Origin of the sequence: Nocardia sp. NBC_01388, from assembly GCF_045040085.1 — a bacterium.
Lineage (GTDB): Bacteria > Actinomycetota > Actinomycetes > Mycobacteriales > Mycobacteriaceae > Nocardia.
Map to the genome: position 1 here is coordinate 6,843,738 of NZ_CP109553.1, position 13,208 is coordinate 6,856,945.

Here is a 13,208-nt window from a genome sequence, read left to right on the forward strand (position 1 = left end):
CGTCAGCAGTCCTCGAAGACGGCCTTCGCATAGCCCGCGGATTGGTATACGTACTGGTAGGACCACCGCAGCACACCGATCGACGGATGCGAATCCAGCATCAGAACCTCGCCGCCCCAGCACTTTCCGAGGATGTAGCGGGCCCGGGAGATATGCGGCGTGAAGGTCACCACGATGACACGATGCCAGCCTTCTTGACGGGCCCGCAGCGCCAGATACCGGCCTTCGCCACGGGTGGTGCGCGGATTCGGGTCGAAGCACTCGACCCGGAAGCTGTAGCCGCCGTGGCAGATCCGATTGATCAGGCCGCTGTTCCGATACGGATCGGAGATGAGCACCCGGGGCGCGAAACCCTCGTGTGCCAGGCGCAGGCCCAGCTCTTCGCGGCCGTCGTGCGCCCCGCCGAGCACCAGAATGGCGTCGGCCCGCATCGGCATATCGAGTTGCGGGCGCACGTAAACCGGCCACAGCGCGGCGACCACCGCCACCACGGTCAGCAGGACCGCGACTGCCACTGCCCGGCGGCGTGTGCGCACTCCGCCGATGCTAGGCGGCGCTGGGGAATGTCATAGTCAACCGTTGTGCCCGGCCCGTCGCCCACGGCGCTGATTCCGAATGGAAGACCTGGTCATCCACCCTATTGCCGGACCGTGTCAGCGTGACTGGGCCACACCGGGATTCGGACGTGGCGTGATGATGCCGCCCAGTGTCCGGGCTAGTGGGTGTACGTACGGCTCGCTATCTCGTAAGGTGGCGACGACAGGTACAGTGACCCAACCGTAATGTATCGCGACGCCGGCAGGCGGCAGGGTGGGCCCGCTCGCAGGTCGGTGAGCGTGGAAACTCCGTGCGGGTGGAAACGAGATGGGCAGCAGATGAGTTCGGTACTGGGAGTGTCGGTGGGGGCCGGCGCAGTGCGCGTCGCACGCCCACATGCCGGGAATTCCGCCGAGCGCGGCGCACTGCGCCCGAATCCGGTCGATGCCTTCGATCTCCAGGCCATTCCGGTCGGCGAACGGCGCACCGAGGAACTGGTCGCCGACGCCATCGGCGCTGTGCTGGCGGCGGATCCGCGCGTCAGCGCCACCGCCGTGGCCTATCGCGACGAGCAGACCGCCCGCGCGATTCGCGCCGAGCTGGCGCGCCGCCAATTCACCAATTACGAGCTGGTCCCGGATGTCGTTGCGGCACTGGAGTTTCTCGAATACTCCGGTGACCTGCAGGGTTTCGGCACCGTCGCGATCTACGATCTCGGCGCCTCCGGCCTATCGGTCACCGTGGTCGACACCGCCACCCGCCAGGTGTGCTTCAGCGAGCGCACCAGCGATATCAGTGGCGACTACCTGGATTCGCTGATCCGCGAACAGCAGATCGCCTCCGGGCGCATCGCGCATCCGCCGGACGCCTCGGGTCTGGCCGCGCTGGATGCGCTCTGCCGCACCGCCAAAGAGCAGCTCTCCGAGAACAGCGCGGTCGCACTGCCTTCCACCGAAGGTCTGGTGCTGCTGTCCCAGGAGAACTTCGAAGCCCTGATCATGCTGGCCGTCGAATCCTCGGCGCGTATGACCCGGGATGTCATCCAGCGCTCCGAGCAGCAGGTGCAGGCCGTCGCCGTCATCGGTGGTTGCGCCCAGATTCCGCTGGTGGCACGGGTTTTGCGGCGTTGGCTGGGCGTGCCGGTGCTGGTGCCCGCCAATCCGGGCACGGTCGCCTCCCGGGGCGCGGCCATCATGGCCCGCCCGGTGCAGCCGCGGCCCGCGCCCGCGCCGTTCGCGGCCGCGTTCGAGAATTCGTCCATCCTGCCGCCGGATGCGACCACGGCACTGCTCACCAGTACCGGTGCGGTGGAGAAGATCAGCCGCCGCCGGGAGATCAGCATGGCCGGCGTAGCGGTCGGCGCGCTCGTGGTGGTCTCCGCCATCGGCGTCTCCCTGGGCTGGGGGCCGCAAGTCCTGGAACATGATTCGCAGAGTTCGGATGCCGCGACCAGTTCGGCCGCGCCCACCACCACCCAGTCGTCGGCGAGCGTGCCGACCAGCGTGGCGCCCACCACCGATGCGACCAATGAACAACTGGCCGCGCCGCCGCAGCGTCAGGAAACGACCACCACCGATGCGCCCCCGCCGGCGCCGGGCCCCAATACCTTCACGATCATCCCCGGCCTGCCGCCAGTGGTGGTGCCCACGCTGCCGCCGCTGTTCCCCGCGCCTGCCGCCGTCCCTGCTCAGCCGGGAATCAGTCACCGCTGAATCACGCCGAGGTGAGCACTGAGCTTGTCTGGCGTTGTGTCGTAATTGTGCGGTTCCCGGAATCTTCCGGTGCGCCAGTCGAATTCCGCCGAGATTTACCCCCCGAGTCCGCCCCGTCGACTGCCAGAAAAGGGGGCGGACTCGGTGGGTCCGGCGCCGCCAGCGCCGGTGCGAGGACCGGCTGCGTTCAGTCCTCGCTTCCATTTCCCACCGCCAGAGCTGTCGTGATGAGCATCGACAGGGGTGGGAGTTGAAGGTCTTTGGCGGGCGGCACCACCCAGTGACAGCCCTCGCGCGTCCAGCGGCCGAGTCCGGTGGGGAGCATGACGGCGCTGCCGATGGCGGGTATGCCGATATCGAGGCGATCGAGCACATTCATGACCTGATCGCCGGGGCGGGAATCGGGTTCGGTGAGAAAGCTCCAGCGAATCTGCCGGGCCAGCATCGGACCGGTGTGGCGGTGCTGTTGCAGTGCGCCGCGCAGCTTTTCGGCCCGCGTGAGGGGGACGTGCACAATGCCGACCTTGGCGGTGACGGGCAGCATGACGAACCCGCCGCGCTCGGCGACCGGTAGCCCGAACTCGTGCCGGTAATACGCTACCCAGTCCTGCACCGTTCTCAGTTTGTCGGCGTTCACCACCTGTCTCCTTGCCTTCCATTCCAGGGTCGCGGGCGCCCGCCGGGGTGGGAAGGCCCGCACACCCTCCTTGCGCTGCCCTACTACTGCCACTGCTACCAGCGCGTAAGCGACTGATACCAGCTAGATCTCGCATGTGGCCGAGGTCACGATCCACTCGTACCCTGGAGATCGGAGTTCGTTCGGAAGGGATGACACCGTGGTCCGGCAGTGGTCAGGTAGAGAGGCCCGTGCGCTCCGCGATGCCAAACGGATGAGTATCCGGGAATTCGCGGCGCATCTGGGTGTGCACGAACGCCTGATCTCCAAGTGGGAGGCCGGGGGGGATCGGGTGCATCCCCGTCCCGTCAATCAGGCTGCCCTCGATACATCTCTTGCCAGGTCCGACGATGTGGTGCGGGCGCGGTTCGCGGATCTGATCGACCAGCCCTCGAGCGACCGCCCCGTACCCGGTTTCGACGCGCGCCAGGGCAGTGCCCATGTCGGGCAAGGCAGTGCCCAAGCAGGGCAGGGCAGTGCCCAAGCAGGGCAGGGCAGTGCCCAAGCAGGGCAGGGCAGTGCCCAAGCAGGGCAGGGCATTCCGGCGCAAGCCAGTTATTCCAGCGACGCGGATTTGCTGGCACTCGTCGATGCGGGTGCGATGAGAGGCGATGCGTTAGCGGCGATTTCGGAGAGGGATCTGATCATGGCGGCTGCCCACGAAGCAAGCGAGCATGCCGGGAGGGCGGAGGGCACCAATGTGGGAGCAACCGTGCTGGAGCAGCTCGACGCCGACGTCACGCGCATAGCCAATGAGTATGTGCATGTACCGCCGGTGCCGATGATGGTGGAGATGCTGCGGGTGCGCCGCCGCGTCTACCGCCTGCTGGAAGGCCATCAGCGACCGTCCGATACCGGTCACCTGTACCTGCTCGCGGGCACGTTGTCCGGTCTGCTCGCCAATGCCAGTACCGATCTCGGCTATGTCGATGCCGCCGGTGAACAGGCCAGGGCCGCTTGGGCTTACGCGGAGTTGTGTGAGCACAACGGATTACGGGCGTGGACCCGCGGCATGCAGGCGCTCATCGAATACTGGTCGGAGCGGCCGCGGCGGGCGGTGCTGCTGGCGCAGAGCGGGCAGCAGTACGCCGAATCGGCGACCTCGCGGGTGCGGCTGCACAATATCGAGGCGCGCATCTGGTCGCGGCTGGGCAGCGTCGCGGACGCGGAACGCTGCATTCGCGCGGCGGACACTGCCCGCGACGGCAGTTCCAGTGACACGCTGCACGACGAGGTCGGCGGGGTGTTCGGTTTCAATCAGCCCAAGAGCCACTACTACGCCGGGGCGACCTATATCCACCTCGGTCAGGCCCAGCCCGCGCTGGAGGCCACCCACCGCGCCATCGAGCTGTACTCGAACGGTCCCACCGAACAGCGCTCCTACGGCGCGGAATCGCTGGCCCGGGTGGACAGCGCCGCCGCGCATCTGATCAACGGCAGCCTCGACGGCGCCGCCGACGCACTGCGGCCGGTGCTGCGGCTCGAGGAGGACAAGCGCATCGCGCAATTGGAGGAGCGGCTCACCGGGCTGCGGCAGCGGCTCACCCGCCCGGAGTTCCGGGAGGCTGTCCAGGCCCGCGACCTGGACGAGAGCATCGAGGAGTTCTGCGGGACCACCGCCGCCAAGGGCATGCTGCCGCCCGATAGCGCGCGGTGAAAAAAGCTGGTTGCGCACGGATGGCACCATTGGACGGGTGAGTCCTTCCAGTCACCTACCGCATCGGTCCCCGCGCGTCCTGGAGCAGTCCACCAAGCTGCAGAACGTGGTCTACGAGATCCGGGGTCCGGTCCACGCGCACGCGGCCCGGCTGGAAGCGGAGGGCCACCGCATCCTGAAGCTGAATATCGGCAATCCCGCGCCCTTCGGATTCGAGGCGCCGGATGTGATCATGCGCGACATGATCGCCGCGCTGCCGCACGCGCAGGGATATTCGGAGTCCAAGGGCATACTGCCGGCCCGGCGGGCCATCGTGACCCGCTACGAGCTGGTGCCCGGCTTCCCGGAATTCGACGTCGACGACGTGTACCTGGGCAACGGCGTCTCCGAGCTGATCACCATCACCATGCAGGCGCTGCTCGACAATGGCGACGAGGTGCTGCTGCCCGCGCCGGACTATCCGCTGTGGACGGCCATGACCAGCCTCGCGGGCGGCACGCCGGTGCACTATCTGTGCGACGAATCCAATGGCTGGCAGCCGGATATCGCCGATATGGAAGCCAAGATCACCGATAAGACCAAGGCCATCGTGGTGATCAACCCGAACAATCCGACGGGTGCGGTGTACTCGGCGGAGGTGCTGCAGCAGATCGTGGATCTGGCGCGCAAGCATCAACTGCTGCTGCTGGCCGACGAGATCTACGACAAGATCCTCTACGACGATGCCAAGCACATCTCGCTGGCCTCGCTGGCGCCCGATCTGCTGTGCCTGACCTTCAACGGCTTGTCGAAGGCGTACCGGGTCGCGGGTTATCGCTCCGGCTGGCTGGTGATCACCGGGCCGGCCGATCATGCCGCCGGCTTCCTGGAGGGCATCTCGCTGCTGGCCTCGTCCCGGCTGTGCCCGAATGTGCCCGCGCAGCATGCCATTCAGGTGGCGCTGGGCGGACATCAGAGCATCGAGGATCTCATCCTGCCCGGCGGGCGACTGCTGGAGCAGCGCGATGTGGCGTGGGAGAAGCTCAATACGATTCCGGGTGTCTCCTGTGTGAAGCCCCAGGGCGCGCTGTACGCGTTCCCGCGGCTGGATCCGGAAGTGCATGCCATCCGCGATGATTCGAAGCTGGTGCTGGATCTGCTGCTGCAGGAGAAGATCCTCATGGTGCAGGGCACCGGGTTCAACTGGCCGCATCACGACCACCTGCGGATCGTGACTTTGCCGTGGGCGCGGGATCTGTCCGTAGCGATCGAGCGCTTCGGCAATTTCCTCGCGAGTTATCGGCAGTAGTAGGGGATTCGGGGGTCGCGCCCCCGGTTTCCGGGCGTGGAATCCGGCCGAACTGGGCGTTTGTCCAATGGCGTGGGTGTGACACGGTCGAAAACAAACCGCTAGTACGAAAAAGTTGGGTTTTTAGAGACTTAGCTAGCGCAAAGAACGGTCTTTTGTGTACAGTAGGCCTTGGCACTCAGGTGCCCCGGCTGGACCTCCTACCCCCCCTGGGACGTCCAGCCCTGGATTGGCCGGCCTACCCCCCCTGGGCCGCCGATCCCCGGGCGGCGGAGACATCCCCCTGCTCTCCGCCGCCCCCCATACCCGCCTCCCCGGAACTTTTGCCGGGATTTTGGTGCGGGGGGACTTGGCAACCGGGCTCGCAGTGGCGGCCCGGTTGTGTTTCGGGGGTACCCCAGGAGCTACCCCGATCTTGCGAAATCAGTTGTTGCGGTTGTGAAGTCTCCGGTCTGTTCGAATCCACCTGCTGCTCTGGTGAGGGTTCCCGGCTACCGTTCGCGCTTCGGAAACGGTTCTCGTTTAGGCTCGCGCGGGTGAGCGATCACCATCATCATCACCATCACGACCACTCCGGACCCATCGCCATCGGCGCCAGCGCCGCGCGTGTGGTCATCGGGCTGCTGACATTCATCGGCATTATGGTCGTGGCCGGGGCATTCTGGCTGTGGCCCAGCAGCCAGCATGTGGATATCCCGTTGCCGATGCAAAATCAGGGCGGCGGGGCGCTGCAGACCGAAGCGGGCACCGTCATCTCGCAGAATCTCGGGGCGTGCGGCAGTCCGTCGCAGGGCAAGCCGTTCGATGAGAAGCCGCTGGCGCCCATCACCACCGGGTACACCTGCCAGCGCAGCATTGTCACCATCGACTCCGGGCCGGACAAGGGCAGTCTCACGCTCTTCGAAATCGCCCCCGGCCCAGGGCAACCGGATCTGCGGGTCGGCGATCACATGCGCATTGTGCGGCAGAGCCCGAAGCCGGGTGATGCCAAGCCGAGCGATCCTCCGCAGACGAATATGTACTCGTTCGACGACTACTCGCGCGGGTTGCCGCTCAGTATCATTGTCGGGGCCTTCGCGCTGGTGATCATTGTGGTCGCGCGCTGGCGGGGGCTGCGGGCGCTGATCGGATTGCTCTTCGCCTTCGCCGTCCTGGTGATCTTCATGTTGCCCGCGCTGCTGGACGGGAAACCGGCGATTCCGGTGGCGCTGGTGGCGGGCGCGCTCATTCTGTATTCGGTGCTGTATCTCGCGCACGGGGTGAATCTGCGGACCAGTTCCGCGCTGCTCGGCACCCTCACCTCGATGGTGCTGGCGGCCGTACTGTCTTGGCTCGCACTGAAGATGACACATCTGACGGGCCTGTCGGAGGAACAGAACAGCAATGTCGCCACGTATCTGCAGCATGTCAGCATTACCGGGCTGCTGCTGGCGGGCTTCATCATCGGCTCGCTCGGTGTGCTCAACGATGTGACCATCACCCAGGCCTCGGCCGCTTTCGAGTTGGCGGCGCTCGATGAGAAGGCCACCCGGCGCGGCATTTTCGCGGCCGCCATGCGGGTCGGCCGGGATCACATCGCCAGTACCGTCTACACCCTGGTGCTCGCCTACGCCGGTGGCGCGCTCCCGCTGCTGCTGCTGTTCAGTGTCGCCGGGCGCTCCATTCGGGACGTGCTCACCGGTGATGCCGTCGGCATCGAGATCGCGCGTTCCGCGGTCGGCGGTATCGCGCTCGCGCTGTCCGTGCCGTTGACCACGGCCATCGCGGTGATCCTGGCTCGGCCGTTCGGTGGCAAGCAGCCCGTGCGCCCGCGCGCCGGGGGTCCCAATCGTCCGCGCCGATCCGCGCGCCCACCCCGTCCGGAACGGACCGGCGCGGCCCGGCAGGTGCCGGTGGCCGAAGACTCACAACCGATTCCGACAGCCCGGGGTGCACGACAAAACCCCGCGGTGAGTTCGCCGCCGTACCGAGGTGAGCAGCCGCCGACACAGACATTCCGTCCGGTGACCGGACCGGTCGATCGAGTGCAGGAGCAAGCCGACCCGCCCGCGCCGTGGTCGCTGAGAGCCGCTGCGGAACAGGCGAATACGCCGCCGCACCAGGCGGAGCCCAATTCCCCGTGGCCCACCAAGCCGCGGCAACCACCACGCGGCCGGCACTCCAAGCCATGAGGGTTGTGCGACAACCACATTTGCTGGAGTGCCTTTCCCATGCGGTGAGGCTGGAGTGACGTTCACGCTGTGAGTAGGGCCTGCGTTATGAGTAGGCCTGCCTGCACAGTGAGTAGGGGCATGCCTGCGCGGTGAGCCGGACGCGGTCACATGGTGAGCCGGGAACGGCCGCACCGTGGTCCGGCACGGTTATACGGTGAGGCGTGCCGCCTCACAGAGCGCGGCGACTCCGTCGGCGTCGGTCGCGAAGTGATCGGAGCCGCGTGGCACGCCGATCTCCTCGAACGACACCTCGGTGCTGTCCGGCTGCGGCAGGGCGGGCACCGGAATCCGTACGGCCGCATGCAGATCCCGGACCCCGGTCAGCTCGATCACCCGGCGGGCATTGTCGGCGCGCAGGCCACCGCAGGCCATCACCTCGATGCGGCCGTCGGCCAGGGTGACCAGCCGGGTGATGAGCGCCGCGCCGTCGAGCACCGACACCTGGCGGCCCGAAGTCAGTAGCCGGGTGAAGCCGAGTTCCAGCAGTTGGTCGAATCCGTCGTACGGATCCGCGCACACATCGAACGCGCGATGACAGGTGACCTCCATGCCCTCGGCGGCGGCCAGTAGCCCGGCATTCGCTTCGGCATCCACATGCCCGTGTTCGTCCAGTACGCCGATGACCACCCCGTGCGCGCCCAGTCGGCGCACCAACTCGATATCGGCGCGCATGAGCGCGACCTCCTCGGCGGAGTACCGGAAGTCCCCGGGCCGCGGCCGAATCAGCACATGCACCTGGACATTCTCCGCGGCCCCCACCGCTGCCTCCACCAATGCCGCATTGGGCGTCAGCCCACCCACCGACAACCCGGTGCACAATTCGACCCGCGCCGCTCCCGCCGCGTCCGCGATACGCACCCCCGCGAGCGACTCCACCCCGATCTCGACCCGAACCGCCCGCGCTTCCGTCATACCTCGAAGTATGGTCGAAGATCGTCCCCAATGTTTGCTAAGCATTAGCAGATTCGATCTTCGCAACCCGCTATTCATCTTCGGCCCACCCCATCTCCCCGACCCCGCACCCCCGCGATCGAGCGAACGTAAATCCCTGCGCCTGAACCACTGCCGCGCTTCCACCCGAATCAACGCTTTGCCCGAGGCCGAGCGGTGCAGCGGAACAACGCGGACCACAACGACACAGCGCGTGTCGGGATGGAACAGCCCGTGCGTGTGTTGGTGCGAATCCGATGCGGGCTGTGTGGTCGAGGTACCGGAGGATCTCCGTCGCCCGGGCCGGTGGGACAGCGCGTGCCGCGACGGCGCAGCGCGTGTCCGAACGGCACGGTCCTTGCGTGTGCTGTGTGATCCCGATGCGGGCTGTGTGGTCGAGGTACCGGAGGATCTCCGTCGCCCGGGCCGGTGGGACAGCGCGTGCCGCGACGGCGCAGCGCGTGTCCGAACGGCACGGTCCTTGCGTGTGCTGTGTGATCCCGACGCGGGCTGTGCGGTCGGGGGAGTACGAGACGGGCGCGCTACCCGGTGGGTAGCGCGCCCGTGTCAGTGCTGGCTGGTCAGCTCTTCTTGCCCGGGGCCTTCAGGCCGGACTTGAAGCCGAGGCCGCCCGGCTTGGCGGCCGGCGGGGTGGCTGCGCCACTGTCCTTGCTGCCATTGCCTTCGGAGCCGTTTTCCTTGGTGCCGTTGGTCTCCGGTGCGGACGGCTCGGTGGGAGCCGGAGCTTCGGGGGCCGGTTCGGCCGCTGCCGGTTCGGCGGGAGCTGCCGGTTCGGCGGCCGGGGCCTTAGCGCCGGGGGCCTTCGGGCCGGGGCGCTTGAGGCCGGACTTCATGGCCAGGCCCTTGGGGGCGATGGACGGCTTGGCCTCGGCGGCCGCTGCCGGAGCAGCCGTGCCCGATTCCGCCGGAGCGTCGGGGGCCGGAGTGGCCGGAGCCGATTCTGCCGGTGCCGCAGCGGCTTCCGCCGGAGCGGTTGCGGCCGCGGAGGCTTCCGCAGCGGCCGGTGCGGCGGCGGGCTTGGCGCCCGGAGCCTTGCCGGAGCCCTTCATGGCGAGGCCCTTGCCGGGAGCTTTCGCCGGACCCTTCATTGCCAGGCCCTTGACGGGTGCGGCGGGTGCGGCGGTGGCCTCGGTGGAAGCCGCTGCGGGAGCGGCGGTTTCAGCGGCGGGTGCGGCCGGAGCGGCAGCCTTCGCGCCGGGAGCTTTCGCGGGGCCCTTCATTGCGAGGCCCTTGCCGCCGGGTGCCTTGGCCGGGCCCTTCATGGCGAGGCCCTTGGCGGGTGCGGCCGGGGCGGCAGTGGCTTCGGTGGAAGCTTCTGCCGGAGCGGCGGTTTCGGCGGCCGGAGCGGCGCCCTTGGCACCGGGGGCCTCGAGGCCGCCCTTCATGCCCAGACCCTTGCCGCCGGGTGCCTTCGCCGGACCCTTCATGCCCAGGCCCTTGCCCGCGGCCGGAGCGGCCTTGGGCTCGGCCGCGGCCTCTTCGACGACGGCCTCGGCGACCGGCTCGGGTTCGGAAACCGGTTCCGGCTCCTCGACCTTGGGCTGCTGCACCACCTTCAGATTCTCCGTCAGCACCGAACCCTCGACCCGGGTGATCGAGTCCAGCATCAACTGCGCGACATCCACGACCTCGACACCCTGACCGACCTCGCCACCGTCCTTACGAGCGGTCACACCATCGGTCAGCATGACCCGGCAGAACGGGCAACCGGTCGCGATCAACGACGGCTCGTTACCACCCTTCAACGTATCCAGGGCCTCATCGACCCGGTCGACGTTGATGCGCTTGCCCAGATTCTCTTCCATCCACATCCGCGCACCACCGGCACCACAGCACATGGAACGCTCACCATGCCGCGGCATCTCGACCAAGGTCGAACCCGAGGCTTCCATCAACTCACGCGGGGCGTCGTAGATCTTGTTGTGCCGACCCAGATAGCACGGGTCGTGATAAGTGACGTTCTTCGCGACCGGCGACACCGGCACCAAATTCTTGCTCCGCACCAACCGGTTCAGCAACTGCGTGTGGTGCACCACCTCATAGGAGCCACCCACCTGCGGGTACTCGTTGTTCAAAGCGTTGAAGCAATGCGCACAGGTGACGACGATCTTCTTCTTCGACGCCTCCACCCCCTCGAACACCCCATCCAGCACCGCGATGTTCTGCATCGCCAACTGCTGGAACAAGAACTCGTTACCCGCCCGCCGCGCCGAGTCACCGGTACAGGTCTCTTCCTGACCCAGCACCATGAACTTCACCCCCGCGGTCGCAAGCAGTTCCGCGACGGCCTTGGTGGTCTTCTTCGCGCGGTCTTCGTACGCACCGGCGCAACCGACCCAGAACAGGTACTCGTACCCGTCGAAGGAATCAGCGTCCTTGCCATAGACCGGGATCTCGAAATCGACCTCGGAAATCCAGTTCAGGCGGTCCTTGGAGTTCTGCCCCCACGGATTGCCCTTGTTCTCCAAATTCTTGAACAACCCCGCCAGCTCGGACGGGAAGTCCGACTCGATCAACACCTGGTAGCGGCGCATATCGATAATGTGATCGACATGCTCGATATCGACCGGGCACTGCTCCACACACGCACCACAACTGGTGCACGACCACAACACTTCCGGATCGATGATGCCGTTGACCTCCGCACCACCGACCAGCGGCCGCTCCGCCTCCGCCCGCGCCTCGGCCGAAATCTTCGACAGCGCAACCTCATTCGGCGTGCCCTCGGCATCGACGAGACCGATCTCGTCGCCGCTCATATCCTTGCGGCCACCGGCCAGCAGGTACGGGGCCTTGGCGTAGCCGTGGTCACGCAGCGACATGATCAGCAGCTTCGGCGACAACGGCTTGCCGGTATTCCAAGCGGGGCACTGGGATTGGCAGCGACCACACTCGGTGCAGGTGGTGACGTCGAGGATGTCCTTCCAGGAGAAGTCCTCGAACTTGCCGACACCGAAGGTGTCGTTGTCGGGGTCGGCGGTCTCCATATCGATCGGCTTGCCCTGCGACATCATGGGCTTCAGCGCGCCGAGCGCGACGGTGCCGTCGGCCTCACGCTTGAAGTAGATATTGAAGAACGCCGAGAAACGGTGCCACGCAACGCCCCAGGTGATGTTGCGGCCGACGAGCAGCAGGAACATGGCGCCGGACATGAGCTTGATGAACGCGAAGATCGACACCATGGTGACGTTCGCGGGCAGCAACTTGGCGACCTCCTGGGTGAAGAAATCACTCCAGGTGTGGGATTCGCCGTAGGTGGCGATCTTGCCGGCCTTCACGAAGATCATGCCCAGGCCCTCGATGAGGACGATGGCCTCGATGACGTAGGCGGGCGCGAACTTGGAACCGCTGAAGCGTGAGAGCCGCTCCGGCCGGCGCGGGTGGTTCAGCTGGCGGATGGTGATCAGCGTGACGATGCCGACGACCGTTCCGATGCCGAGGATCTCGTCCACCAGGTGGTAGATGCCCCAGGCGCCGACGATGGGCCAGTGGAATTCGGGGTCGAAGACCTGACCGTAGGCCTCGAACCAGAGGATGAAGCCCGCGAGGAAGCCGATCATGACCAGCCAGTGCGCCCAGCCGACCGTGCGGAACTTGTTCATCCGCGTATGCGCGAGGAACTCGATCAGCATGGTTTTCAGGCGCGGCAAGAACGGCCGCCACCGATCCGGTGCGGACTGGCCGACCATGATGGTGCGCACGATACTTCGCGCGCCACCGATGAGCGATGCCCAACAGAAGATGGTGAGCACCGCTCCAATCGTGCCCAGTGTCACTGTCAGGGCATTCATGTCGCGACCTTTCTGACCGGTTCAACAAGCGCTCCGGGGACGGCCTGGTCCGCCTCGGTTGGCTCGTATCCTAACGAACAGTAAGTTACCCGTCGGTAACTTAACTGTCCAGCGTGTTCCCACACCGTAAATCCCGGCAAATCGCACGCATAACAAAGGGCAGGCTTACTTCGAACGTCACAGTAAAGACACAGTTCTTGGGGGCAGCAGGAATCTCGCTAACCGGCAAACCTTCGATTAAGATCACTCCGTCCGACGTCTGTGCGCATCTTCACATGCTCGGGGAGTGTTTGCCGTTAGCGCGTGGCAGGGCCCGAGGGAAGCCAGGGCCTCGCGTGGCGAAGGTGCGGACGATGGATCGAACCTGATGAAGGATTGGAAAA

The 13,208-nt window shown here is 66.4% G+C and carries 7 protein-coding genes and 1 pseudogene; 4 read left to right on the plus strand and 4 right to left on the minus strand.

Annotated elements, in window-relative coordinates; genetic code table 11:
• Positions 1-2: 2 nt before the first annotated feature.
• Complete coding sequence (locus OG716_RS32810) at positions 3-536, minus strand: YdcF family protein (protein ID WP_405134306.1); 534 nt, start codon at positions 534-536, stop codon at positions 3-5.
• Between the two features lie 339 nt (positions 537-875).
• On the opposite strand from OG716_RS32810, the gene OG716_RS32815 reads away from it, so the two are divergent.
• Entirely contained in the window at positions 876-2,249 is a 1,374-nt protein-coding gene (locus OG716_RS32815) for an Hsp70 family protein (protein ID WP_405134307.1), read from the plus strand.
• Between the two features lie 187 nt (positions 2,250-2,436).
• On the opposite strand, the gene OG716_RS32820 is transcribed toward OG716_RS32815, so the two are convergent.
• The gene (locus OG716_RS32820) at positions 2,437-2,886 is read right to left on the minus strand and encodes a hypothetical protein (RefSeq protein WP_355124896.1); all 450 of its coding nucleotides are present in this window, start codon (positions 2,884-2,886) and stop codon (positions 2,437-2,439) included.
• A gap of 253 nt (positions 2,887-3,139) precedes the next feature.
• On the opposite strand from OG716_RS32820, the gene OG716_RS32825 reads away from it, so the two are divergent.
• From OG716_RS32825 to OG716_RS32835, 3 genes and pseudogenes are all read left to right on the plus strand, one after another.
• A complete protein-coding gene (locus tag OG716_RS32825; RefSeq protein WP_405134308.1) occupies positions 3,140-4,582 on the plus strand; it encodes an XRE family transcriptional regulator in 1,443 nt (480 codons plus the stop codon).
• A gap of 28 nt (positions 4,583-4,610) precedes the next feature.
• Positions 4,611-5,870: a pyridoxal phosphate-dependent aminotransferase gene (locus OG716_RS32830; protein WP_405140074.1), complete on the plus strand. Its 1,260-nt coding sequence runs from the start codon at positions 4,611-4,613 to the stop codon at positions 5,868-5,870.
• 536 nt (positions 5,871-6,406) lie between these two features.
• A pseudogene (locus OG716_RS32835) lies at positions 6,407-7,708 on the plus strand (YibE/F family protein); the annotation flags it as partial.
• 522 nt (positions 7,709-8,230) lie between these two features.
• On the opposite strand, the gene OG716_RS32840 reads toward OG716_RS32835, so the two are convergent.
• Positions 8,231-8,995, minus strand: a complete 765-nt coding sequence (locus OG716_RS32840; protein WP_355124894.1) for a copper homeostasis protein CutC — start codon at positions 8,993-8,995, stop codon at positions 8,231-8,233.
• A 599-nt stretch (positions 8,996-9,594) separates the two neighbouring features.
• On the minus strand, positions 9,595-12,825 hold the full coding sequence (locus tag OG716_RS32845; RefSeq protein ID WP_405134309.1) for a (Fe-S)-binding protein: 3,231 nt from the start codon (positions 12,823-12,825) through the stop codon (positions 9,595-9,597).
• Positions 12,826-13,208 lie beyond the last annotated feature (383 nt).

Bases quoted from the DNA above. Each gene is read 5' to 3' on its own strand.
- OG716_RS32825 (WP_405134308.1), top strand. From the start codon at position 3,140: ATGAGTATCCGGGAATTCGCGGCGCATCTGGGTGTGCACGAACGCCTG.
- OG716_RS32840 (WP_355124894.1), bottom strand. From the start codon at position 8,995: ATGACGGAAGCGCGGGCGGTTCGGGTCGAGATCGGGGTGGAGTCGCTC.
- OG716_RS32815 (WP_405134307.1), top strand. From the start codon at position 876: ATGAGTTCGGTACTGGGAGTGTCGGTGGGGGCCGGCGCAGTGCGCGTC.
- OG716_RS32845 (WP_405134309.1), bottom strand. From the start codon at position 12,825: ATGAATGCCCTGACAGTGACACTGGGCACGATTGGAGCGGTGCTCACC.